This is a genomic window from Nonomuraea sp. NPDC047529 (genome assembly GCF_040642995.1).
Classification (GTDB): domain Bacteria; phylum Actinomycetota; class Actinomycetes; order Streptosporangiales; family Streptosporangiaceae; genus Nonomuraea.
The window spans coordinates 22,978-45,468 of record NZ_JBEYTJ010000022.1 but is presented as its reverse complement, the minus strand read 5'-3'; the positions used below and the strand labels follow the sequence as shown (position 1 = coordinate 45,468).

Here is a 22,491-nt window from a genome sequence, read left to right as displayed (position 1 = left end):
TGTCAGGGAAGGGCGTGGTGCCGGCGCTTGGCCTGCAGCAGGCCGACGAGCAGCGCGTCGCGGTCGGCCGTCATGGCTTCCTGGTCGATGCCGTCGAGCTCGTCGCGCACGCCGTCGACGAGCAGGTCGGCGAGTTCGGGGGTGAGCCGCGGCGTGCCGAGGTCGTCCATCCAGGTCTGGGCCGGCGGGCCGAGGTGGCGCAGGGTGTGCGCCATCCCGCCGGGTCCGCCCGAGAGGTGCTGGTTGACCAGCGGGCCGAGCAGGGCCCACCGCAGGCCGGGGCCGTGCGCGATGGCGGCGTCGATGTCGGCGACGCTCGCGACTCCCCGCTCCACCAGCGAGTACGCCTCCCGCCACAGGGCGGCCTGGAGCCGGTTGGCGAGGTGCCCGGGAACCTCACGCCGCACGAGCACCGGCCGCTTGCCGACGGAGCGGTAGAAGTCCATCGTCTGCCGGGTGATGTCGAGGCCGGTGCGCTCGCCGGCCACGACTTCCACCAGCGGGATCAGGTGGGCGGGGTTGAACGGGTGTCCGACGAGCACCCTTTCGGGATGAGCCGGACACATCTCCTGTAGGCGGCTGGGCATCAGGCCCGACGAACTGCTGGCGATCGGGGCGCTCGGCGGAGTCGCCTCGTCCAGCGTGGCCAGCAGTGTGCGCTTGAGGTCGACGCGTTCCGGCCCGTTCTCCTGGACGAACCGCGCTCCGGCGACGGCGTCACCTGCGGTCGCGGTGAAAGTGAGCCGGTCGCGGGAGGCGCCGTCGGCGAGGCCGAGCCGGGTGAGCGCGGGCCAGGCCAGGTCGAGCGCGGCCCTCAACCGTTCCTCGGCGTCCGGGACGGGGTCGAAGGCGGTGACGTCGAGGCCGCGGGCGAGGAACAGAGCTGCCCATCCGGCGCCGATGACGCCCGTGCCGATGACGGCGACCGGCTGGTCCGCCGGGCTCTTCACGCCTGCCACGCGCGGTCGCGGGCGATGGCGGTGAACGCGTCGAGCGCCGCCGGGTCCAGGAGGGAGCCGGCCGAGGCGACCTCGTCAGGGGCGGCGCCCAGCAGGATCTTCTTGACGGGGACTTCGAGCTTCTTGCCGGTTCGTCCGTAGGGCATCGCGGGGACGGCCAGGACGGCGTCGGGCACGTGCCGCGGGGACAGTGTGGCGCGGATACGCGCTATCAGGCGGGCGCGTAATGGCTCGTCCAGGACGAGCCCGTCGGCGAGGGTGACGAACAGGATCAGCTCTCCCATGTCGCCCTCCTTGCTCTCCAGGTGGACGACGAGGCTGTCGGTGACCTCTTCGACGTCCTGCAAGGCCCGGTAGAACTCGGCGGTGCCCAGCCGGACGCCGCCGCGGTTGAGCGTGGCATCCGATCGGCCGGTGATGACGCAGGAGCCGTGGGAGGAGAAACGGCACCAGTCGCCGAAGCGGAAGACGCCGGGATAACGGCTGAAGTAGGTCTCGCGCATCCGGCGGCCGTCCTCGTCGCCCCACAGGCGTACCGGCATCGAGGGCATCGGCGTGGTGATGACGAGCTCGCCGACGCCGCCGACCACCACGTTGCCGTGCTCGTCGAACGCCTTGGCGTCCACGCCGAGGCTCGGCCCGGACATCTCCCCCTCCCACACGGGCTGCAACGGCGATCCCTGGACGAGGCCGGTGCACACGTCGGTGCCGCCGCTGCCGACGTTCAGCAGGACGGCGGGGCCGAACTGTTCGGCCACCCACCGGAAACCCTCGACGGGGAACGGGCTGCCGGCCACGCCGATCTGCCGCAGCCGGGACAGGTCGAACTCCTCACCCGGCCGCACCCCTTCCTTGCGGCAGGCCATCAGGTAGCCGGGGCTGGCGCCCATGAGGGTGGCGCCGGTCTCCTGCGCGAGCCGCCACTGCGCGCGCAGGTCGGGGTGGAGCGGGTTGCCGTCGATCATCACGATCGAGGAGCGCACGAGCAGCGCGGAGACCAGCGTGTTCCACATCATCCACGCCGTCGTGGTGAACCACAGCAGCCGGTCGCCGGCGCCCAGGTCCCAGTGGAAGGCGTGGTTCTTCAGGTGCTCCAGCAGGATGCCGCCGTGGCCGTGCACGATGGCCTTCGGCTTCCCGGTGGTACCGGAGGAGAACAGCACGTACAGGGGGTGGTCGAAGGGCACCGGCTCGAACCTCAGCGCCTGGTCCGTGGGCGCGGCGAGCTCCGTCCAGGACAAGGCGCCGGGGAGGTCGAGCCCGCCGTACGGGACGTGCACGACGTGCTCCAGCGAAGGGATGCCGTCCCGGATCGCCTGGACCTGCTCGCGCCGGTCGATCCTCTTGTCCCCGTAGGTGCAGCCCGCCACCGCGAGCAGGACGGCCGGCTCGATCTGGCCGAACCGGTCCACCACGGCGGGGGCGGCGAACTCCGGGGCGCAGCTCGCCCAGATGCCGCCGAGGCTCGCCGTGGCCAGGAACGCGATCAGTGTCTCCGGGCAGTTGGGCAGGTAGGCGACCACCCGGGTGCCGCGCCGCACCCCGAGCCGCCGCAGGCCGGCCCGGACACGCCGGACCTGCTCGGCGAGCTCGGCGAAGGTGAGTTCGACGCGCGGCCGGGTCTGGGAATGGCCGACGACCGCGACCTGGCCGGCGTCCTCGGGCGTACCGAGGCAATGCTCGGCGTAGTTGAGGGTCGCTCCCGGGAACCAGCGGGCGCCGGGCATGCCCGGTTCGGCCAGGACGCTGTCGTAGGGCGCGTGGGCCTTGATCTCGAAGTAGTCCCACACCGCTGCCCAGAAGTCCTCGATGCTGGTGACCGACCAGTGCCGCAGCTCGTTCCAGGTCGGTACGGTCACGCCGCGCTCGCGGGCGAGCCAGCCGATGAAGCCGGTGGCGTGCGCCCTGGCGATCTGCTCGGGGCCGGGGACGTACAGCGGCTCTGCCGGGGGGAGGCGGGTGCTCATCGGGCGGCTCCCGGAGGGCCGACTTTGGCGGCCCTGCCGTCGAGGAAGTCCTGTATCCGGGCCTTGGCCTCCGTGCTGCTCTGTGCCACGGCCGACATGAGGGATTCCAGGAGCAGCCCCGTCTCGGCGTCGGCGTCGGCGATGCGCGGCAGGGCGTGCAGGACGGCGTAGTTGGCGATCGGCGAGTTCCCGATGACCTGCCGGGCCAGGGCCAGGGCCTTGGTGATCCCGTCGCCTTCGGCCACCCGGTAGTCGACCAGGCCGCGGGCCTCGCCTTCCGCGGCCGTCAGGACCCTTCCGGTGAGCATCATGTCGATCATCGGCTGAGCTCCGATCAGCCGGGAGACCCGGACCGAGGCGCCGCCGCCCACGAAGAGCCCCCGGCTGCCCTCGGGGAAGGCGAAGAAGGCCGACTCCTCGGCGACGCGCAGGTGCGCGGCCGCGGCCAGTTCCAGGCCGCCGCCGATGACGGCGCCCTTCAGGACCGCGATCACCGGCAGGACGCCGTGGCCGATCCGGTCCATCGCCTCGTGCCACCCGCGCGAGTGGTGCAGGCCTCCGACGGCGTCTCGTACGGTGAGCTCGCCGAGGTCGAGCCCGGCGGAGAAGTGTGCGCCCTCGGCGGCGAGCACCGCGGCCATGGCCCACGGGGGCGGGGCGGCGAAGAAGGCGCCGAGCCCGGCGATCGTGGCCTCGTCCAGCGCGTTGCGTTTGGCCGGCCGGTTCAACGACAGCACCGCGACGTCCCCGTGACGCTCCAGCGCCAGTGACGGGGCCAGTGACGGGGGCAGGTCAGGGCAGGGAGGGATCACAGGCTCTCCAATTGACAGGAATCCTGATGAAGAAGGCTGAAGTATCATCAGGTTTCCTGTCAATGACTGGCTGGGATACTGTTCGTCATGGCCAGCGCCCCGCCCCGCCCCGCCCCGTCGCTGCTGTACGCCGTCAAACGGCTCGAACTGGCGATCAAGTCGCGCCTGGACGAGATGCTGCGCGACTCGGGCGTGACCACGCCGCAGTACACGGCGCTCACCGTGCTGCGGCACAAGGACGGGATGACCGCCGCCCAGCTCGCCCGCGACTCCTTCGTCACCCCGCAGGCCATGGCCGACCTGATCGGCGCCCTCGACCGGCGTCACCTCATCCGACGCTCGCCCAACCCGGCCAACAAGCGCGAACTGCTGCTCTACCTCACCGACGAGGGCCGGGCGCTCCTCGACGCCCACGCCGAGGCCGCCGCCGAACTTGAGGACCGCATGATCTCGGGCCTGTCGCCCGACCAGGCCGACACCTTCCGCACCGCCCTCACCCTGGCGTGGACGACCCTGCGCCCGGCTCGAAAGTGATCAGCCTCCCGGCGCAGAGCGGGGATCGGAGGAGACGCGGATGTCGAACCTCGCCTGGAGCAGCCGGCCGCCCGCGACACCGCGGCCCTCGATGAGGTCGACGAGCATCCCGACCGCGATGTCGGCCGTCTCGACCGGCAGGAAGCTGAGCGTGCTGACGGGCGGATCCGTGAACGGCGCTGTGGGGTCCTCCGTCGCGCAGACCAGCAGCAGGTCGCCGGGCACCGACCTGCCGAGCTTGCGGATCCTGTCCAGGAGCAGGGACGGGCTGACCTCGACGAGCACGACCAGCGCGTCCGGCGGCTCGGGATCGCCCAGCAACCTCTCCACCGCGGCCAGCGTCGGCTCGAAGCCGGGCCCGCCGAGCTGGGCCAGCAACGGGACGCGGCCCCTCTCCGCAGACCAGTCGAGGTAGGCCTGGACGGAATCCCGGTGGTAACAGGCCGTGGTCGGGGCGCCGACCGCGGCGATCCGCCGGGCGCCCGCCGCCGCCAGGTGGTCGAGCACACCGCGCAGGGCCGCGCCGTAGTCGAAGTCGACCCATGGCCACGGTGTCCCCGCCACGGCTCTGCGGTCGGAGACCACGGCCACTCCCGCGGCGAGAAAGTCTCCGACCAGGGGGTCTCCCTCGACCGGATCCACCACGAACACGCCGTCGAGAGGCAGGTCCGTCCAGTAGTCGTCGGGGCCGGTGGTGGGCAGCAGCACCACGCCGTATCCGTGGGTCATGCCCGCGCGGGTCGTGGCGGCGGTCAGCCGGGCGAAGTAGGCGAGCTCGGTGTAGAACCACGGATGCTCGACGAACTCGCGGGCGGCGAGGCCGAGCAGGCGTGAGCGCCCGGCGCGCAGCCGCCGCGCCGTGGCGTTCGGCCGGTATCCGAGCCGGCGCGCCACCTGCCGGACGTGCTCGCGGGTGGCGTCGGGGAGGCGGCCCGCGCCGTTGAGCGCGTCCGAGACGGTGGTCTTGGACACCCCCGCCGCGCGGGCGACGTCGACCAGGCGCACGCGCGCGCCGACCTTACGCTCTGGCTCTTCCATGGGTCCGATCTTTGCAGGATGTCAGGCAATTCGCCACCTCGCTGACCGTTGCTGAATCGTTCCTTCAGTGTCTTGTGCAGGAACGTTCCTTCACCAATACTCGTGGCACTTTCCCGCACGAGGAAGAGGTGGTCCGATGCGTACCGCTCGTCTCGCCGCCGCGGCGCTGACCGTACTGGCGGCCGCTGCCTGCGGAGGCGGCACGGCCGCTCCGAAGGCGTCCGGAGCCGGCGCCTTCACCGTCACGGCGGACCTCCCGCCGGCCAAGGGCCCGGTGGACGCCGTGACCTGGGCGCTCTACGCGGAGCCGCAGTCGCTCGACTACGCCTACGCCTTCGATTACCCGCCCAACACCGTGCTCGCCAACGTGTGCGAGCAGCTCATGCGGATCACGCCCGACTTCCGGGTCGAGCCGGGGCTCGCGAGCAAGGCCGAATCGCCCGACCCCGGGCGCTGGGTGTACACGATCCGCGAGGGCGTGCGCTTCCACGACGGCTCGCCGCTCACCGCCGACGACGTGGTCGCCAGCATGCGCCGGCACATGGATCCGAAGGTGGGGTCGTACTGGGTCTCGTCCTACCAGAACGTCAAATCGGTGGAGAAGACGGGCCCCATGGAGGTCACCGTCCACATGAAGAAGCCCGACCAGCTGTTCAACGAGCAGATGGGCACGTCGGCCGGGACCATCGAGAGCGCCGCGTTCCTGGCCGCGCAGGGCACCGGGTACGGCACCCCGGACAAGGGCGTGAACTGCACCGGGCCGTACTCGCTCGACAGGTGGGACAAGGGCCAGGCGATCAACCTCAAGCGCTTCGACGGCTACTGGGACGCCGCGCTCAAGGCCAGGGCCGCGACCGTCCGGAACGTCTTCATCTCCGACCCGGCGGCCCGCGTCAACGCCCTGCTCTCGGGCGAGGCGGACGGCAGCTACCTGGTCCCCACCACCGGCTTCACCCGCCTGGGCGCCGCCTCCAGCGGCAAGCTGTACTTCGGCCCCAACACCGCCGCCGTCAGCCTCATCCCGCTCGACCTCAAGGGCACGCTCGGCGACCTGAGGCTGCGCAAGGCGCTGTCCATGGCGCTCGACCGCAAGGACATCCTCAAGGCCAGCGTCGCCGGGGTCGCCACACCGGCCAAGGCGCCGGCGGCGATCGGCGCGTGGGGGATCGCCCCCGAGGCCGCCCAGCAGTACTACGCCAAGCTCCCTGAGCTGAACACCGACCTCGAAGCGGCCAAGAAGCTGGTCAAGGAGGCCGGCGGCACAGGCAGGAAGATCGTGATCGCCACGAGCACGATGGCTCCCGACATCGGCGTCATCGCCAACGCCGTCCAGGCCGCGGGCCAGGCCATCGGACTCCAGGTCGAGCAGAAGGCGGTGGCCCCCGACGCCTACTCCGCGCTGTTCTCCGACCCCAAGGCCCGCGAGGGCATCGACCTGGTCATGACCATCTGGTACGACTCGACCCCCGACCCGCTGGAGTTCTACGGGATCCTGCAGACCGGCAACTTCGCCAACTACGGCGGCTACTCCAACCCCGACTACGACAAGCTCGTCGACCGGGCGAGCGCCGAGGCCGACCCCGCGGCCCGCGCCGCCGTCGTCGCCGAGCTGCAGGAGATCGCCGTCCGGGACATGGTGTGGATCCCGCTGTACGAGGTGCCGCACAGCATGTTCCTCAACAAGCGGCTCACCGGCGCGCCCACCGGCATCACCCAGCTCGTCTATCCCTGGGCCGCGGTGCTCGGGTCGGCCGACTGATGGGCGCCTTCCTGGCCCGCAGGCTCGCCGGACTGGTCGCGACCCTGCTGGGGGCCTCGTTCGCGGTGTTCTCCGCCGTGTACCTGGCTCCCGGCGACCCGGCCTCGTTCCTCACCCAAGGGCGTTCGGCGTCCCCGGAGGCGATCGCGGCGATCAGGGCGCAGTACCACCTGGACGATCCGTTCCTCACGCAGTACCTCAAATGGGTCGGCGGCGCGGTGACCGGGGACTTCGGCCGCTCGGTGCAGTTCCGCCAGGACGTGACCGGCCTGCTCCTGGCCAGGCTGCCCACCACGCTCTTCCTGGTCGGCTACGCCGGGCTGCTCATCGTGGCCGCGGGGCTGATCCTCGGCGCCCTGGCCGCGCTGCGGCCGGGCCCGCTCGACAGGGTCGTCCTCATCGGCACCGGGGTGGCCACCGCGACCCCCTCGTTCGTCGCGGCGATCGGCCTGATCTCGCTGTTCTCCGTCCAGCTCGGCTGGTTCCCCGCCTTCGGCAACGGTGAGGGGCTGGTCGACCGGCTCTGGCATCTGACCCTGCCCGCGGCCGCGCTCGCCCTGACGTTCGCCGGGCTGCTGGCCCGGGTCACCCGCGCGTCCATGCTGGAGGAGCTGGCCCGCGAGCACGTCGAGGTGGCGCGCTCGCGCGGCGTCCAGGAGAACGCGGTGATCCGGCGCCACGTCCTGCGCAACTCGCTCGGCCCGATCAGCACGGTCACCGGCACGGTGATCGCCGGGCTGCTCGTCGCCACCTCGATCGTGGAGACCGCCTTCGGCCTGTCCGGGATCGGGCAGCTGCTGGTCAGCTCGGTCACCGTCAAGGACTTCCCGGTCGTGCAGGCCGTCACCACCTTGATCGTCGTCGTCTTCGTGGGCGCCAACCTGCTGGTCGACCTGGTCCAACCGGCCATTGATCCGCGCCTGCGCAGGGCGTAGCGAAGGAGTCCCCTTGACAGCCGTGACCCTCCACCGCCGATACCGGCTCCCGGCCGACAGGACGACCGTCGCCGGCGTCGCCGTCCTGGCCGTCCTGGTGGCGGTGGCGATCCTCGCCCCGGTCGTGGCGCCGCACGACCCGCTCGCCATCGACTTCTCGGCAGCGCTGAGCGGCCCGAGCGCCGATCACCTGCTCGGCGCCGACCAGTCCGGCCGCGACGTCCTGTCCCGCCTGATCTTCGGCGCGCGGGCGGGACTGCTCGGCCCTCTCCTGGTGGTGACCCTGTCGACGGTGGCGGGCACCCTGCTCGGCGTCCTCGCCGCCTGGACCGGCGGGGTCGCCGACGCGGTCCTGTCGCGCGCGATGGACTTCGTCTTCGCCTTCCCCGCGCTGCTGCTGGCGATCAGCCTGGTGGCCATGTTCGGGCCCGGTCTGACCGCGCCCGTCGTGGCGATGAGCATCGCGTACACCCCATACGTCGGACGGCTGGCGCGCGGCGTCGCCCTGCGGGAGATGTCCCGTCCCTACATCCACGCCTACCGGGTGCAGGGCTGGTCCGGCTGGGTCATCTGCCTGAGACACCTGGTCCCGAACGTCGTGCCGCTGATCCTCGCGCAGTCGGCGATCAACTTCGGCTACGCGCTCATGGACCTCGCGGCGCTGTCCTTCCTCGGGTTCGGCACGCAGCCGCCCGTCCCGGACTGGGGCGCCATGATCAACGAGGGCGCGTCCGCGCTGCTGCAGGGCGCCATGCTGCCCGCGCTGGTCCCCGGCGCCGCCGTCGTGGTCACGGTGGTGGCCTTCAGCATCGTCGGCGAGGGCATCGCCGACCGTGTCTCCGGGAGGGAGCGCTGATGCTCCAGATCAACGACCTGACCGTACGGCTGGCGCCCGGCCAGGCCGCACGGCCCATCCTGGACGCGGTGTCGCTGCATGTCGCCCAGGGCGAGGCCGTCGGGCTCGTCGGCGAGTCCGGGTCGGGCAAGTCCGTCACCTGCCGGGCCGTGCTCGGCCTGCTGCCCCGGCAGACCGCCGTGAGCGGGCGCGTCCTGGTCGACGGCCAGGACGTGCTGTCGCAGACCGCCGCGGGACTGCGTGACCTGCGCCGTCGCCGAGTGGCGATGATCTTCCAGGATCCGCGGGCGTCGATCAATCCCGTCCGGCGGATCGGCGACTTCGTCACCGAGGGGCTGCGGGCGGGCGGCCTGCCGTACCGGCAGGCCCTCGATCGTGCGGAGGGGCTGCTGGAGGCGGTGGGCATCGAGGACCCGCGAGCCGCGCTGCGCCGCCACCCGCACGAGTTCTCCGGCGGGATGCTGCAACGGGTGATGATCGCCGGGGCGCTCGCCGCCGAGCCCGACCTGCTGCTCGCCGACGAGCCGACGACCGCGCTGGACGTCACCACACAGGCGGAAGTCATCGCGATCCTGTCGCACCTGAGAACCGAGCGCGGGATGGGCATGTTGTTCGTCACCCACGACCTGGAGCTGGCCGCGGCCATCTGCGATCGCATCTACGTGATGTACGCGGGCCGGATCGTCGAGGAGCAGGCCACCGGCGAGCTCTTCGCCCGGCCCCGCCACCCGTACACGGCCGGGCTGCTGGCGGCCACGCCCCGGCTGGAGTCGCACGAGCCCCCGCACGGGGTGCCGGGCAGGCCCCTGTCGCTCGCGGAGTCGCCGGACGGCTGCGCGTTCGCGGCCCGCTGCCACCTGGCCGTCGAGCGGTGCCGGGAGCGGCGGCCCGTGCTGGAGACCCTGGAGCACGCCCAGGTGGCGTGCCTGAGAGCGGGAGAGCCGGTCCATGACTGAGAACGTGCTGGAGGTCGAGGGGCTGCGCAAGGCGTTCGGCGGCAAGACCGCCGTGGACGGCGTCTCCTTCTCGCTGCGGGCGGGCGGCTCGCTCGCCGTGGTGGGCGAGTCGGGATCGGGCAAGACGACGACCGCGCGCATGCTCGTCGGCCTGGAGATCCCGGACGCGGGACGGATCGGCGTCGAGGGCCGCGACCGCTCGCGCGTCCCGCGCGGCCGCCGGGCCAGGCTCGCGCGGGCGCGGGAGATCCAGATGGTCTTCCAGGACCCCTACCTCTCCCTCGATCCGCGCATCAGCGTGAGCGAATGCGTGGAGGAGTCGCTGCGCCTGCATTTCGCCATGGACCGGCAGGCCCGGCAGGCCCGGCGCGATGAGCTGCTGGAACGCGTCGGGCTCGGCGAACGCGAGGCGGCCGCGCTGCCCAGACGGCTGTCCGGCGGGCAACGCCAGCGGGTCGCCATCGCCCGCGCGCTCGCCACCGAACCGAAGGTGCTCATCCTGGACGAGGCCACCTCGGCGCTCGACGTGTCCATCCAGGCGCAGATCCTCGACCTGCTGGCGCGGATCCGCCGCACTCTCGACATCGCCTACCTGTTCATCACCCACGACCTGGCCCTGGTCCGGCACGCGGCCGACGACATCGTCGTGCTGTACCGCGGCAAGGTCGTCGAGGCCGGGCCGACCGAGCAGGTCCTGGCCGCCCCCCAGCACCCCTACACCCGCCTGCTGCTGCATTCCGTGCCGCGGCCCGGCTGGGACCCCGTACAGATCGCCGCCGACCGGCGCGCCCTTCAGGAGATCATGTGAGTGACCTCGCGCACCTGCCCGCCACGCAAGCCCTGGAGCTGTTCAGGACCCGGGCTCTGTCGCCCGTCGAGCTCATGACCGCGGTCATCGAGCGGGCCGAGGCCGTCGAGCCCCGGGTCAACGCGCTCAGCGAGACGATGTTCGAGCAGGCGCTCGACCAGGCCAGGAAGGCCGAGCACGCCTACGTCCACGGGTCGCCGCGACCGCTCGAAGGGCTCCCGGTCGCCACCAAGGACGAGCAGCCGATCGCGGGAAGGCGGGCCAGCGACGGCTCCCTGGCCTACGCCGGCCACGTCGCCGACGCCACCCACCCGGTCGTGGAGCGCGTCATCGCCGCCGGCGGGATCGTCCACGCCCGCACCACCACGCCGGAGTTCTGCTGCGCCGCCTACACGCACTCCCGGCTGTGGGGCATCACCCGTAACCCCTGGAACCTGGACTATTCGCCCGGCGGCTCCTCCGGCGGCGCGGGCGCGGCGCTGGCGTCGGGGACGGCGACGCTGGCCACGGGGTCCGACATCGGCGGCTCGATCCGCCTGCCCGCCGCGGCCACCGGAACGGTCGGATACAAGCCCCCTTACGGGCGGGTGCCCGCGATGTCGCCGTACAACCTGGACCACTACTGCCATGACGGCCCGATGGCCCGCACCGTCGCCGACTGCGCGCTCCTGCAGAACGTCATCGTCGGGCCGCACCCGGCCGACGTCGTCTCCATCCGCCCCGCCGTACACGTCCCCGAACGCCTCGGCGACGTCGCAGGGCTGCGCATCGCGTACTCACCGGACCTGGGGAACTGGGAGATCGAGCCGGACGTCGCGGCCAACACCCGCGCGGTCGCCGACGCGCTGGCCACGGCCGGGGCCGTCGTGGAGCAGGTGGAAGTGCCGTTGCGGCGCGCCGACGTCATGCGCGCGGCCTTCATCCACTTCGGCGCCATCTTCGGGCCCATGGTCGCCGGCGTGGCCGACGCGCACCGCGACGAGCTCACGCCCTACGCCCTCGCCTTCGCCGAGGACTCTCGCGCCGCGCTGGCGCGCGACGGCTTCCTGGCCGGGCTGGAGCTGGAGGGCCGCGTCTACGCCGTGATCGGTGACCTGCTCGACCGGTACGACGCGCTGATCTGCCCCACCGCCGGCGCCGCCGCGCTGCCCGCGGGCGAGGACTACGTGGACACCAAGCTGACGGTCAACGGCGTCCGGCTCGACCACTACCTGGAGTATTCGCTGACGCCCGTGTTCAACATCGCCAGCCGCTGCCCCGTGCTCAACGTCCCGTCGGGCCTGTCGTCCTACGGCGTGCCGACCGGGGTGCAGATCGTCGGCCGCAGCTACGACGACGCGACCGTCTTCCACATCGGCGCCGCCGTCGAACGCGTCCTGCCGTGGTCCACCCGCCCGCAGCTCTGAGGAGAGTTTCATGACTTCTGCCGACATCCTGTTCGTCAACGGCCGAGTACGCCCCATGGCCGGCACCCCGAGCCGTGCGGTGGCCGTACGCGAGGGGCGGATCCTGGCACTCGGCGACGACGAGGAGATGCGCGACCTTGCGGGCCCGCGGACCGAGGTCGTCGACCTGGCCGGCCGGACCCTGCTTCCCGGATTCCAGGACGCCCACGTGCACCCGGTCCTGGCCGGGCTCACCATGACCCGGTGCGACCTGCACGAGGCGCGGGACGCCGCCGACGCCCTCGCCGCGGTCCGCGCGTACGCCGCGGCCAATCCCGAGACGCGCTGGATCTCCGGCGGCGGATGGTCCATGGAATGGTTCCCCGGCGGTACACCGAGCCGGATCGCGCTCGACGAGGTCGTCCCCGACCGGCCGGTCTACCTGACCAACAGGGACGGGCACGGCGCATGGGTCAACACCGAGGCCCTGCGACTGTGCGCCGTCGACCACGGCACCCCCGACCCGGCCGATGGCCGCATCGAACGCGAACCGGACGGCACCCCCCAAGGAACCCTGCACGAGGGCGCCGCCTCGCTCGTGGGCAGGCACGTGCCCGAACCCACGGACGAGGACCTGCTCCGCGGCCTCCAGGCGGGCCAGCGACGCCTGCACCAGGCCGGAGTGACGGCATGGCAGGACGCGATGGTCAGCCCGGAGGTCCAGCGCGCCTACCAGGCCGCCGCCGACGCCTCGATGCTCACCGGGCGCGTGGTCGGCGCCCTGTGGTGGGATCGGGACCGGGGCGAGGAGCAGATCCCCGAACTGCTCGCCCGCCGTACCACCACCGGACGGTTCAGAGCCACCAGCGTGAAAATCATGCAGGACGGCGTGGCGGAGAACTACACCGCCGCCATGACCTCCCCCTACCTGGACGGCTGCGGATGCCGGACCGGCAACAGCGGCATCAGCTTCATCGGACCCGAGGACCTGCGCGCCCACATCACCCGGCTGGACGCCGTCGGGGTCCAGATCCACGTGCACGCGGTCGGCGACCGAGCCGCCCGGGAGGCGCTGGACGCGTTCGAGGCGGCGCTCAAGGTCAACGGGCGCAAGGGCAACCGGCATCACATCGCCCACCTCCAGGTCGTCCATCCCGACGACGTGCCGCGGTTCGCGGCCCTGGAGGTCACCGCCAACATCCAGCCGTTGTGGGCGGCGCACGAGCCGCAGATGGACGAGCTGACCATTCCCTTCCTCGGCGACCGGCGCGCCACCTGGCAGTACCCCTTCGGCGACCTCCTGCGCTCGGGCGCCGCCCTCGCCGCGGGCAGCGACTGGCCGGTGAGCAGCCCGGATCCGTTCCTCGGCATCCACGTCGCCGTCAACCGGATGCTCCCCGACGGATCGGGGCGGCCGTTCCTGCCCGCGCAGCGCCTCCCGGTGGCGGCGGCCCTGTCGGCGTACACGATCGGCACCGCCCGGATCAACCACCTCGACACCCGGACGGGGACCATCGAGCCCGGCAAGCTCGCCGACTTCATCGTCACCGACGCCGACCCGTTCGCCGTCCCCCCCGGTGACCTGGGCGGTATCACCGTCCTCGCCACCTACGTGGAGGGACGACGGGTGCACACGCATCCGTCCTTCTGACCGCTCACCGCCGAGGGAACCCGTCCCCGTCCTCTCCGCTCGCCGCGGCGGAAAGGGGCGGGGCCGCCCGTTTCTGCAGGTCAAGCGGTAGGTGTCTGCGCTGCGCTGGTCGGGATCGGCTGGATACGGGCTTCGGCCAGGACGTCCAAGCCCATGTTGCGGCGTGCTTCGGTCCGTTCGTCGGTCTGCTCGGCCGGCAGCGCGCCGACCAGCCAGGTCTCGCGTGGGAACCAGCGAAGTCGGGCAGGTCCTCGCGGGTGGCGTCGGCGGTAGGCCACCGGCTTGCCTGCCGACCGGGCTGCCCCTCCCGGGGCGGGCCACGCTGCCGTGGCGAGGTAGAGATCATCATTTGCGATCCCGCCGACACCACGACGATCTCCCAGGAGGTAGGGGGGACGGGCCGGTCCCGGGAGATCAGCATCGGTCCGGACTTCTACTCTGATCAACGGGATAAACTCTGGCTTCCTCAGGCTGGGCGCCTTCACCACTGCGTACAGCGCCGACGGCGGAACCTTCGAGGGAGTCCGGACCGTGGTCTTCAACGACGTCGTGACGGTTCCGGGGCTGGGGGAGCGGCAGGCCGGCATGTTCTTCGAGACCGAGCAGGAGAGCGGCTCATGGGGTGCCCGTTCCTGTGGTGGCGTTTGATGAGGAGGCGATGGGGTTCGCCGGGCTGTTCTGATTTTGCCGAGAGCGCGGGCAAACTTCCACTACAGACAGTAGCTGTATAACTACATAGAGTTAATGATTGATGGGGTGGCGTCCGCCACGCCCACACCTCCGGAAGGGATCCGATCATGCGACTCGCTCTGCCCCTGCTGGCCCCTCTCGTCGCTGCTGCTGCGATAGCCGCCGCACCGCTCCCTGCAGCCCACGCCGCCACCGTCATAACATGCGAATCCGTCGATGCCTCTGAATCCACCGTCCGGGGAACCAGCTGCAACACGGGCCACTGGGGTCCCCTGAGCAACTTCGTCATCGGCGCGGCAGGTCAGATCTACTACGCCTGTCACACCGGCTGGGCAGAGGGCTCGTTGTGGGTGCAAGGCCAAAACTGTAGGTCGATTCCCCGCGGCTGAGCACGGGCAGAGTTGACGCCCAGATCGGGGAGGTCTGGTACAAGGCCACCCAGGACAGGCACGCGATCGACGTGCCGGCTACCAGGAGATTGTGAAGGTTCATCGTCCTCCTCGATCGTCTGACATCGGCGTCGAAGACGAGGAGACGTGGGTTGAGCCTGTCGGTCGTGCGGGATCTTCGCGAGGCACGCGCTTCGACCGGGGCGCAGGAGCCGGCTGAGTTCGAGACCGATGTGCTGGCGGGGTTCGTGCTCGCCCGCGCGGCTGCCGGGTTGTCGGACGCCACGATCAGCGCCGACGCGAGCGGAACTCCAGCGTGCCCGCGCCCTCGACAGGCGAGGCCGTCACCGCCGCGCGGCTGCAGGCCCGCGCCGAAGAGGAGCTGCGCCAGGCCCGCCAGGAGCGCGACGCCCAGAACGAGCGCGCCGTGGCCGCCGAGCAGCAGGCCCACGCCGCCCGGGCCGAAAGCAAGCTCAAGGAACAGGTGCGGGAGCTACGTGAGCGGCTGGCCGCCGCCCAGACCGCTGCCGGGCTGGTGCTGCCCGAACTGGCCGACCTCAGCGGCGACCTCGGTGAGGGGGCTCGCGGGGTGAGGTTGGCCGGCGCAGGCATCGCAGTCGCCCGGCAGCCGGACGGCGCCGTGGGTGCTGCACCACGAAGACCGGCGGATCCGGCTGCGCGACGGCGAGCACGCCGCCGCGCACGGCCGCGCCCTGGCCGCCGGTCTGCTCGCCGTCTCCGCACGCTGGGCACACGCATCTGAAAGCACCTCTGGTGTGGGTTGCCGCGCGTGCGGTCTCCTCTTAGCGCTCACCGTCCTCGCGTCCGGGACGGCGGTCCCGGACCGGGGCGTTCAGCCAGGGCGTGCTCCACCGATCGGTTGATCGGCTCCACCACCTGAACGGTCGCGCGAATCCACCGCCCAATCGGCGGATCGGGCGATCCGCGCAGGGCGCCTCTGTTGCGACGCTGAATCCGGTCGGTGAGCACCAAGGACGGAGATGGTCGAGATGCGCAACATGGTGTGGCTGGTCAGAGGGTACGTCGTGGTCAGCGTGTTGACGCTGGTGACGATGGTCGTGTTCCGGAACGACGCGGCGATGGTCCCCGACTCGGTGTGGGTCCGCGGCACGCTCGTCGCCGTCGCTTCGCTGGTCACCTGGTTGTTCGCGGCACGGGCGGCCAGGGGTGAGCGGAAGATGCTGCTGCGGCTGCGGATCGTCACCTCGATCATGCTGGTCGCGATCGTGGTGATCATCGCGTTGCCCGGTCTGTTCCCGCTGTGGTTCAAGCTGGAGCAGGGTGTCTGCGGCCTGCTCCTGCTGCCTGTGGTCGTCCAGCTCAACCGGCGGCCGGCGGACCGGCGCTGAGCTCGTCGATCGATGAGGCGGCGCTGGAGCGCGGTGCTTCCAGCGGCGCGGGAGTATCGACGGCAGCGGCTAGATTGTTCTGGGAGCAGGTGAGCGATGGACAATTGGCGGATGGCCGCGCCGGCGGGCTGGGAGCGACGGCTCCTTCCCATGATCACCGTGGTCCCGTACGTGCTGCTGGCCGTCATGGCCGCCCTGACGATCGTCGTCAAGCACGACCAGCCGGGCTCGCTCGCCCTCGACCTCGCGCTCTGCGCGGCAGCCGCGGTGTGGAAGCTCGTGCTCTTCACGCTGCACCCGCAGTGGCGCGGGCGAGTCGGCGTGATGAGCGTGTTCATCGCGGGCCTGATCCTGTTCGGGCTGGTCATGGTCGTACGCGATCCGTGGTTCGGCGTCTACACGCCCGCGCTGTACTTCTACGCCTTCCGGATCATCGGCTGGCCGCGTGAGCTGTACTTCATCGCGGGCGTCGCGGTGGTGGCGGGCACGGCGCAGTCGGCCGGCCTGGACTTCGGCACCTGGACGGGCCTGCTGGAGTACCTGGGGGTCCTGACCGTCAACGTCGTGCCGATGTGCCTGATGGCCTGGCTCAGCGAGGTCGGCGCACGCTACTACGCGGCACGGGAGACGGCGCTGCGCGAGAGCAGGGAGGCCAACGCCCGGCTGGCCGCGGCCCTGGCCGAGAACGCGGCACTCCAGGAACGGCTGGTCGAGCAGGCTCATGAGACCGGCGTCCTGGACGAGCGGGCCCGGATGGCGCGGGAGATCCACGACATCCTGGCCCAGGGCCTGACCGGCATCGTCACGCAGTTGCAGGCGGCCGAGCAGGCGGCCGACGACCCGGCCGCGTGGCGGCGGCACCACGCGGCGGCGACCGCGCTGGCCAGGGAGAGCCTCACCGAGGCGCGGCGCTCGGTGAACGAGCTGCGTCCCGAACCCCTGGAGTCCGGCCGGCTGGCCGACGCCGTCACCGAGGTGGCGGCCAAGTGGTCGGCGCGCCACGGCCTTCCGGTCCAGGTGGCCGTCACCGGCGAGACCCGGACGATGCCCGCGCAGGCCGAGGTCGCCCTGTTGCGGGTCGCCCAGGAGGCGCTGGCCAATGTCGCCAAGCACGCGTCCACGGCCACCCGCGTCGGCCTCACCCTCTCCTACACCGACCGGCAGGCGGTGCTCGACGTCCGCGACGACGGCCCCGGCTTCGACCTGGACGCGCGCGCCGGTCACGACGGGGGCTTCGGGCTGGTGGCGATGCGGCAGCGGATCGAGGCGCTGTCGGGCGCTTTGCGAATCGAATCGGAGCTGGGCGGCGGGACCGGGATCTCGGCCTGCCTGCCCGCGCACACGCCGGAGGCAGGCACATGAGTGACGCGATCAAGCTGCTCGTCGTCGACGACCACCCGGTCGTGCGCGACGGGCTGAGCAGCATGTTCGCCCGCGATCCCGAGTTCACCGTGGTGGGCGAGGCGTCGGACGGGGCCGAGGCGGTCCGGCTGGCCGAGGCCCTGGCCCCGGACGTGATCCTGATGGACCTGCGGATGGCGGGTATGGACGGCGTCACCGCGATCGGCGAGCTGGCCAGGCGCGGCGTGCCGGCCCGGGTGCTGGTGCTGACGACGTACGACACCGACAGCCACGTGCTGCCCGCGATCGAGGCGGGCGCCACCGGCTACCTGCTCAAGGACGCGCCGCGCGAGGAACTCGTCCGTGCCGTACGCTCCGCCGCGCGCGGCGAGGCCGCGCTCTCGCCGTCGGTGGCCGCCCGCCTGATGAGCCGGCTCCGCACCCCGGCGCCTTCGACCGGGCCGTTGAGCCAGCGCGAGCTGGAGGTGTTACGGCTGGTCGCGGCCAGCCACAGCAACCGCAAGGCGGCCGCCCGGCTGTTCATCACCGAGGCCACGGTCAAGACGCACCTGCTGAACATCTACGCGAAACTCGACGTCAACGACCGCGCGTCGGCGGTGGCGGAGGCGTACAACCGCGGCCTGCTGGGTACGCCCGAGCGCCCGTAGCCCTCACCGTCCGGCCCGCTCTGGCGAGCCCGATCGGCGAGTTCCGTCCCGGGGTGGACGGCTCCGGGGCGAAGGTCCGGGGGAGACTGCCAGGGCCGTCAACGTCGCTCCGAAGCTCGCAGTTCCTTCTGGCCAGCGCCCTGGGAGGCTGCGGAGCGAGCGACTTCGCCCAAACGTGCCAGGGCCCGGTCGGCATCTTGGGGAGTGCGGCTTGCCGGTGAAGGTCGGCACCCGGCGAGGTGAGGTGGTGGTGGCGCCGGAGCCGACAGCGTGGAGCACGGCTGCGCGAGTGGTTCCGATCAAGGGTTCCCAAGAGCCATGTCCCGGCGGGCTCATGCCGATGCCATGTCTGGCCTGTCGGCTGATCGGGTAGACGAGCACGGTTTCAGGCGTGGGTCCGCCGGCGTCGCGCCGCTGCTCAAGTCCCCGCCCGGCATCGCTTCCGATCAGAGGCTGCCGGCTCTTCGCCGCTGGTCGATCATGGGAGCCGGCGGTCGTCCAGTAGTGGAGGTTGCGCAGATGAGCTTCGTCGTCCTGAAGAGCACGGACCTGCCGGCCGAGGAACGCTTCGGTTGGTGGTGCGACATGATCAGCCGGGATGTGGGACCCACCCGCATCACGAGCGACCACATGGCCGACTTCCGTGCCACCGCCGGAGTCATCGACCTGGGCGTCGTCCAGCTCACCACCACCTCCTTCCCGGCGCTCACGTCGGTGCGGACCCCGGCGCTGATCCGCCGTTCCGACCCCGAGGCGTACGAGCTGACGCTGATCGTGGGCGGCGAGATGTGGATCTGCCAGAACCGGGACGACACCCGGATGACCGCCGGTGACCTGGTGATGTGGCAGACCTCGCGTCCCTACGACGGCGGTGCCTTCGACGGGCCGCACCAGGCGCAGGCCATCATCATGCACCTGCCGCGCGCCGGGCTGCCGCTGCCCGAACGGCAGGTCGACGGCCTGCTGTCGCGCAGGATGCCCGCCACCGGGGGGCTGAGCGCGGTGCTCGCCACCTACCTCAGGACCCTGGTGCGCGAGGTTCCCGCCATGTCTCCTCAGGACGCGACCCGGCTGGGCGCGACCACCCTGGACCTGGCCCACGCCTTCCTGGCCCACCGGCTGAACGCCCAGTACCGGCTGGCGCCCGAGACCCGGGACCGGAGCCTCATGGCGCAGATCTGCGCGTTCGTCGAGCACCATCTGGGTGACGCCCAACTGGGGCCCGGGGTCGTCGCGGCCCGTCACCACATCTCCGTGCGTCACCTGCAGGTGCTCTTCCAGCGTCAGGGCACCACACTGACCGACTGGATCAGGCGGCGGCGCCTCGAACATTGCCGCGCCGACCTGGCCGATCCGCGGCTGCACACGTTGTCGATCCAGGCCGTCGCGGCCCGCGGGGGGTTCCCGCGGGCCGCCGACTTCAGCCGGTCCTTCCGCGCGGCGTACGGGATGTCGCCCAGGCACTACCGCCACAGCGTGACGGCGCTGCGGGAACCGCGGGGTGCGCCTGGTGCGTAGAAAGTCTGCGTCTCACGCTAACGACCGCGGCGCGCCGCCGTAGCAAGCTGTCGGGGTGTGGGCGATGAGCGAGGTCGGCCGCCACGGCGACGATGATCAGCATGCCCCGTGATCGTGCATCGTTCCTCGCCACCCAGGGAGTTCCGCGCGTATGGGACACGTTCTTCGCAAGTTAGTGACGATTGTGCTCGCCTTGTCGGTCATCTGGCCGTTGTCGCTGGTCAGCGTCACCACGGCGGTGGCGGACGCGGGGCCGTACAAGGCGAAGGTCGACATCGACGGCCGGGGCAGCATGGACCCGGACGATCGCGTCAGCACCGACGCCTACCTCGCCGACGCCGACGTCATCATCGTCTGCCAGGACACCGGTCCGGCGGTCGGCGGGAGCGCCGTCTGGGACTACACCACCAAGAAGGTGTGGGTGCCCGACACCTACGTGCGCACCGGGATCGACGGCTTCCTGCCCGACGTCCCCCGCTGCCTGTCGATCGGGATCGACGGCTACGCGAACAAGGGCTCGCTGCACGGACCGTACCGGGTCAAGGTCGACCTGGACGGCAGGGGCAGCGCCAACCCCGACGACCGGGTACGGATCGACGCCTACATGCGTGACAGCCAGATCCTCATCAAGTGCCAGGACTACGGCGGCGCCGTCAACGGCAGCACGCTGTGGGACTACACCTCCCAGGGTCTGTGGGTGCCCGATGTCCACATCAGCACCGGCACCACCGGCTGGATCCCGGGCATGCCCTCCTGCTCCTCGCTCGGCATCCCGGGCGGCGGCGGCACGCAGCCGGGCGGCGGCCGCCAGTTCCCGATCCGCACGACGCTCAACGGCTACCACGGCAAGAGCCTGGGCTCGGCCCGCGAGGAGGACAAGTACTCCGAGGAGAGCTACATCACCATCGTCTGCCAGGCCTACGGCGAGACGAACTACGGCGGCTCAACCGTCTGGGACAAGACCGTCGACGGGCTCTGGGTGGCCGACTACTACGTGCGCACCGGCTCCACCGACATCGTCATGAACCGCTGCGACAACGACGGCCCCTCGGGCGGCGGCGGGAACCGCTACCTGGTGCGCACCACGCTCAACGGCTACCACGGCAAGAGCCTGAGCTCGGCCCGCGAGGAGGACAGGTACGCGGGCAACAGCTACATCGCGATCGTCTGCCAGGCCTACGGTGAGTTCAACTACGGCGGCTCGGCCGTCTGGGACAAAACCCTCGACGGGCTGTGGGTGGCCGACTACTACGTCAAGACCGGCTCGTCCGACATCATCCTGCCGCGCTGCGACAACGACCCCAAGCCCGCGGGCGGCGGTGGCGGCACCGGAAACCCCGGCACGCCGATGCCCCCGGGCAGCGGCACCGTCGACCGCGGCAACGTGCGCGACCAGATCGTGCGGGCCGCCTACAGCCAGCTCGGCGTCGCCGAGTGGGGCGACAACTGCAACCCCTACGGCTCGGGCGGCTCGGTCAAGTGCGGCTGGGCCTGGTGCAGCATGTTCGCGAGCTGGACGTGGCGGCACGCCGGCATCGACGTGTTCCTGCCCTACAGCGGCGACTTCTACTGGTGGGGCAAGAGCCGCGGCACGTTGCGCTCGCTCAGCGACATCCGACCGGGCGACCTGGTGCTGTACGGCACGAGCGCGGGCAACAGCACCCATGTCGGTGTGGTGGTGGAGGTGGACGGCAACGGACTGATCACCACCATCGAGGGCAACTACGGCAACGCGGTCACGAAGGTCACCTCCTTCTCCCCGTACGGCGCCCACCCCGGCGGGCACGGCTCGCCGATCTACGCGGTGGTCTCGCCGCTGGCCGACTCCTCCACGGTCTGGGAGCGGTCCGGCGACCCCGGCTACGACGAGCCGGACAAGGAGAACTGCACCACCAGGCTCGACACCGTGCCCGGCGGCGGCTGGAACATGACCTGCCTGGAGTTCCGCAAGGAGCGCGGCTGGGAGGAGGTGCGCGGCGTCGCCTACGTCTTCCCGGCCAGGCCGACCGTCACCCGCGCGCACCTGAACCTGCGATTGTCCGACCTGCCGGGATCGGGCTCCAGCGTGGAGGTGCGCTGCGAATCGGCCCTGCTGGACTCGGTACGGTCCTGCGCCACGGCCTGGCGTCCCCAGTTCATCGGAACGGTGGAGCTGAGCGTCGCCTACGCCTTCAACGGCGACACCCAGAACCGCAACGTCGGCGACCTGCGCTTCCGCGGCACGGCCCAGGAGAACAACACCTTCTGCGGGCCGACGGCGATGCAGGCGGTGCTGTCCACCACCGGCGCCGATCCCGTGCCCTCCCAGCGGGAGATCGCCGACGAGGTCGGTACCAGCCAGCTCGGCACCCTGCCCACCAACATGGCCCACTACGGCAACACGATCGTCGGCTACACCTACAACCAGAACTACCTGCGCAACACCGACGAGGACAACGCGGTGGCCATCGCCAACACCTTCAGCGCGGTGTGGTGGTCGCTGACGACCAAGGGCCAGCCGTCCATCCTGCTCGCCAAGTCCGACTACCTGCCCTGGGTCGATGTCAACAACGGCCTGCTGCGGCACTACGTGGTCATCCACGGCTTCTCCACCCAGCCGACGAGCGGCGGCGGCCAGACGTACCGGTTCCGGGTGTGGGACCCGCAGGAGGCCAAGCACCACTACATGACGATCGACCAGATGGTCTACGCCATGCGCAACGCCATGACGCCGGGCCTGCTGCACCTGATCACCCCGAAGGCCAACCCGTGACCTGACGCCCGCAGCCCCTGGAGCGCGCCGGGATCGTCATCTCCCGGCGCGCTCCGGCACGGAGAGCGGCACCTGAGGGCAGCAGGAACGGCTCGTGGTGGAT

At 71.3% G+C, this 22,491-nt stretch carries 18 protein-coding genes; 14 read left to right on the top strand and 4 right to left on the bottom strand.

Annotation, left to right across the window (positions count from 1 at the left end):
• Positions 1–2: 2 nt before the first annotated feature.
• The 3 genes from ABZ815_RS30125 to ABZ815_RS30115 are packed head-to-tail and all read right to left on the bottom strand — an operon-like array spanning position 3 to position 3,738.
• Entirely contained in the window at positions 3–950 is a 948-nt protein-coding gene (locus tag ABZ815_RS30125) for a 3-hydroxyacyl-CoA dehydrogenase NAD-binding domain-containing protein (RefSeq protein WP_357703789.1), read from the bottom strand.
• Positions 947–2,926 carry an acetoacetate--CoA ligase gene (locus ABZ815_RS30120; RefSeq protein WP_357703787.1) on the bottom strand — a complete coding sequence of 660 codons (1,980 nt, stop codon included), beginning with the start codon at positions 2,924–2,926 and terminating at the stop codon, positions 947–949. The genes ABZ815_RS30125 and ABZ815_RS30120 overlap by 4 nt, the downstream gene beginning before the upstream one ends.
• Positions 2,923–3,738, bottom strand: a complete 816-nt coding sequence (locus ABZ815_RS30115; protein ID WP_357703785.1) for a crotonase/enoyl-CoA hydratase family protein — start codon at positions 3,736–3,738, stop codon at positions 2,923–2,925. The genes ABZ815_RS30120 and ABZ815_RS30115 overlap by 4 nt, the downstream gene beginning before the upstream one ends.
• Before the next feature lie 87 nt (positions 3,739–3,825).
• Here ABZ815_RS30115 and ABZ815_RS30110 point away from each other — a divergent pair, with 87 nt between their 5' ends.
• Entirely contained in the window at positions 3,826–4,272 is a 447-nt protein-coding gene (locus tag ABZ815_RS30110) for a MarR family transcriptional regulator (protein ID WP_357703783.1), read from the top strand.
• Here the strand turns inward: ABZ815_RS30110 and ABZ815_RS30105 are convergent, their stop codons facing one another.
• Positions 4,273–5,310, bottom strand: a complete 1,038-nt coding sequence (locus tag ABZ815_RS30105; RefSeq protein ID WP_357703781.1) for a LacI family DNA-binding transcriptional regulator — start codon at positions 5,308–5,310, stop codon at positions 4,273–4,275.
• Positions 5,311–5,446: 136 nt separating this feature from the next.
• On the opposite strand from ABZ815_RS30105, the gene ABZ815_RS30100 reads away from it, so the two are divergent.
• From ABZ815_RS30100 to ABZ815_RS30040, 13 genes are all read left to right on the top strand, one after another.
• The gene (locus ABZ815_RS30100; RefSeq protein ID WP_357703779.1) at positions 5,447–7,069 is read left to right on the top strand and encodes an ABC transporter substrate-binding protein; all 1,623 of its coding nucleotides are present in this window, start codon (positions 5,447–5,449) and stop codon (positions 7,067–7,069) included.
• Complete coding sequence (locus ABZ815_RS30095; protein WP_125645850.1) at positions 7,069–8,004, top strand: ABC transporter permease; 936 nt, start codon at positions 7,069–7,071, stop codon at positions 8,002–8,004. Before ABZ815_RS30100 ends, ABZ815_RS30095 begins: the two co-directional genes overlap by 1 nt.
• Before the next feature lie 22 nt (positions 8,005–8,026).
• Positions 8,027–8,860 (top strand): ABC transporter permease, encoded by an 834-nt coding sequence (locus tag ABZ815_RS30090; protein ID WP_357704019.1) that lies wholly within the window; start codon positions 8,027–8,029, stop codon positions 8,858–8,860.
• Positions 8,860–9,816 (top strand): ABC transporter ATP-binding protein, encoded by a 957-nt coding sequence (locus tag ABZ815_RS30085; RefSeq protein ID WP_357703776.1) that lies wholly within the window; start codon positions 8,860–8,862, stop codon positions 9,814–9,816. The genes ABZ815_RS30090 and ABZ815_RS30085 overlap by 1 nt, the downstream gene beginning before the upstream one ends.
• Positions 9,809–10,624 (top strand): ATP-binding cassette domain-containing protein, encoded by an 816-nt coding sequence (locus tag ABZ815_RS30080; RefSeq protein ID WP_357703775.1) that lies wholly within the window; start codon positions 9,809–9,811, stop codon positions 10,622–10,624. Before ABZ815_RS30085 ends, ABZ815_RS30080 begins: the two co-directional genes overlap by 8 nt.
• Positions 10,621–12,030: an amidase gene (locus ABZ815_RS30075; protein WP_357703773.1), complete on the top strand. Its 1,410-nt coding sequence runs from the start codon at positions 10,621–10,623 to the stop codon at positions 12,028–12,030. Before ABZ815_RS30080 ends, ABZ815_RS30075 begins: the two co-directional genes overlap by 4 nt.
• A 10-nt stretch (positions 12,031–12,040) precedes the next feature.
• Entirely contained in the window at positions 12,041–13,660 is a 1,620-nt protein-coding gene (locus tag ABZ815_RS30070) for an amidohydrolase (protein WP_357703771.1), read from the top strand.
• Positions 13,661–15,055: 1,395 nt separating this feature from the next.
• A complete protein-coding gene (locus ABZ815_RS30065) occupies positions 15,056–15,502 on the top strand; it encodes a hypothetical protein (RefSeq protein ID WP_357703769.1) in 447 nt (148 codons plus the stop codon).
• A 238-nt stretch (positions 15,503–15,740) separates the two neighbouring features.
• Entirely contained in the window at positions 15,741–16,109 is a 369-nt protein-coding gene (locus ABZ815_RS30060) for a hypothetical protein (protein ID WP_357703767.1), read from the top strand.
• Positions 16,110–16,205: 96 nt separating this feature from the next.
• Positions 16,206–17,471: a sensor histidine kinase gene (locus tag ABZ815_RS30055; protein WP_357703765.1), complete on the top strand. Its 1,266-nt coding sequence runs from the start codon at positions 16,206–16,208 to the stop codon at positions 17,469–17,471.
• Complete coding sequence (locus ABZ815_RS30050) at positions 17,468–18,118, top strand: response regulator transcription factor (RefSeq protein ID WP_357703763.1); 651 nt, start codon at positions 17,468–17,470, stop codon at positions 18,116–18,118. Before ABZ815_RS30055 ends, ABZ815_RS30050 begins: the two co-directional genes overlap by 4 nt.
• Before the next feature lie 519 nt (positions 18,119–18,637).
• Complete coding sequence (locus ABZ815_RS30045; RefSeq protein ID WP_357703761.1) at positions 18,638–19,636, top strand: helix-turn-helix domain-containing protein; 999 nt, start codon at positions 18,638–18,640, stop codon at positions 19,634–19,636.
• A 193-nt stretch (positions 19,637–19,829) separates the two neighbouring features.
• On the top strand, positions 19,830–22,388 hold the full coding sequence (locus ABZ815_RS30040; protein WP_357703759.1) for a C39 family peptidase: 2,559 nt from the start codon (positions 19,830–19,832) through the stop codon (positions 22,386–22,388).
• Positions 22,389–22,491: the final 103 nt, after the last annotated feature.

Excerpts from the sequence above, each read along its gene's own strand:
- ABZ815_RS30100 (WP_357703779.1), top strand. The coding sequence starts at position 5,447 with ATGCGTACCGCTCGTCTCGCCGCCGCGGCGCTGACCGTACTGGCGGCC.
- ABZ815_RS30080 (WP_357703775.1), top strand. The coding sequence starts at position 9,809 with ATGACTGAGAACGTGCTGGAGGTCGAGGGGCTGCGCAAGGCGTTCGGC.
- ABZ815_RS30085 (WP_357703776.1), top strand. The coding sequence starts at position 8,860 with ATGCTCCAGATCAACGACCTGACCGTACGGCTGGCGCCCGGCCAGGCC.
- ABZ815_RS30110 (WP_357703783.1), top strand. The coding sequence starts at position 3,826 with ATGGCCAGCGCCCCGCCCCGCCCCGCCCCGTCGCTGCTGTACGCCGTC.
- ABZ815_RS30060 (WP_357703767.1), top strand. The coding sequence starts at position 15,741 with ATGGTCGAGATGCGCAACATGGTGTGGCTGGTCAGAGGGTACGTCGTG.
- ABZ815_RS30120 (WP_357703787.1), bottom strand. The coding sequence starts at position 2,926 with ATGAGCACCCGCCTCCCCCCGGCAGAGCCGCTGTACGTCCCCGGCCCC.
- ABZ815_RS30055 (WP_357703765.1), top strand. The coding sequence starts at position 16,206 with ATGGACAATTGGCGGATGGCCGCGCCGGCGGGCTGGGAGCGACGGCTC.
- ABZ815_RS30070 (WP_357703771.1), top strand. The coding sequence starts at position 12,041 with ATGACTTCTGCCGACATCCTGTTCGTCAACGGCCGAGTACGCCCCATG.
- ABZ815_RS30050 (WP_357703763.1), top strand. The coding sequence starts at position 17,468 with ATGAGTGACGCGATCAAGCTGCTCGTCGTCGACGACCACCCGGTCGTG.
- ABZ815_RS30105 (WP_357703781.1), bottom strand. The coding sequence starts at position 5,310 with ATGGAAGAGCCAGAGCGTAAGGTCGGCGCGCGCGTGCGCCTGGTCGAC.
- ABZ815_RS30095 (WP_125645850.1), top strand. The coding sequence starts at position 7,069 with ATGGGCGCCTTCCTGGCCCGCAGGCTCGCCGGACTGGTCGCGACCCTG.
- ABZ815_RS30045 (WP_357703761.1), top strand. The coding sequence starts at position 18,638 with ATGAGCTTCGTCGTCCTGAAGAGCACGGACCTGCCGGCCGAGGAACGC.